The sequence below is a fragment of the Hydrogenophaga sp. genome (genome assembly GCF_030656115.1).
In the GTDB taxonomy this organism is placed as follows: domain Bacteria; phylum Pseudomonadota; class Gammaproteobacteria; order Burkholderiales; family Burkholderiaceae_C; genus Hydrogenophaga.
This window is the reverse complement of record NZ_JAUSOO010000077.1, coordinates 1-1,184: the sequence shown is the minus strand read 5'-3', so window position 1 is coordinate 1,184 and position 1,184 is coordinate 1. Positions and strand designations below refer to the sequence as shown.

The window sequence follows — 1,184 nt, the reverse complement described above, 5'->3', positions numbered from 1 at the left end:
TTACCCAATGTCTGGGAGTTGATTGCGTTGTACTTTGCTGTGTCCCGCGCCGGAGGCGTGCTGTCTCCGGTGGCCATGCAGTGGCGCGAAACCGAGTTGCGCAACGTCGCAGAGGCCAGTCAGGCGCAGCTCTACATCGGCGTAAAAAATTTCAAGGGCTTCGACCACATTTCGATGGCTGCCAAGCTAGGCTACGCCACCGTGGCGATTGAAGACGTCACCGCTTTGGCCGCACAGGCACCAGACCAGGCCCTGCTGGACGCTGTCAGCGTCAGTGCCAACGATATTTTCAGCCTGTGCTGGTCCTCGGGTACTGAATCACATGCCAAGGGCTGTCCGATGTCGCACAACAACTGGCTTTACCAGATGCGGCTGGTGCCCAATACGGCGGGCATTCAAGAGGGTGACCGTGTACTGGCACCAGCACCGATGGTCAACATGACGGGTGCCGTGGCTTGGCTGAGCTGGCTGGCAGCGCGTGGCACGCTGCTGCTGCACCATCCGCTCAATGTCGAACTGTTCCTCAAGCAAATACTCACGGAAAAGGTTCAGTTCACGATTCTGGTGCCTGCAATCCTGAACATGATCCTCAAGCTGCCCAATGTCGACAGCCTCGATTTGTCATCCATCCGCTCAATCGCCACAGGCTCAGCGCCGCCCTCGCGCTGGAGCATGGAGGAGTTCAAGCGCCGCTGGAACATCGAGATCTGCAACCTGTGGGGGCAGACCGAGGGCACAGGCTTGGTTGGCGGCCCGGTTGACGTGCCGGACTTCGCTATGCGATCGGAACATTTTCCCTGGTGGGGCAAGCCGGGACTTGAATGGCCGTCGACAATGGAAGGCGTACAAGCCAAGCTGCTTGACGAGCAAGACCAAGAATGCACGCGGCCAGGCGAGGTGGGCGAGTTGGTCTATCGCGGACCCAACGTGTTTGCCGGCTACTACCGGCGGCCAGACCTCGCGCAGAATTCGTTCACGGCCGACGGTTTCTTTCGCACCGGTGATTTTTTCATCGTGCGCGATGAACGCCACATCGGCTTTTTTGACCGCAAGAAGGACATCATCATTCGTGGTGGTTTCAATATAAGCGCCGCCGAGGTCGAGAACCTGGTACTCACCCACCCCGGTGTGCAAGAGGTAGCAGCGGTGGCGGTGCCCGACGAAATCATGGGCGAGAAGACCTG

At 59.0% G+C, this 1,184-nt stretch carries 1 protein-coding gene; it reads left to right on the top strand.

The window, feature by feature from the left end; all coding sequences use genetic code 11:
* A partial coding sequence (locus Q7J58_RS10955; RefSeq protein ID WP_304827529.1) for a class I adenylate-forming enzyme family protein occupies positions 1–1,184 on the top strand: 1,184 nt, incomplete at both ends.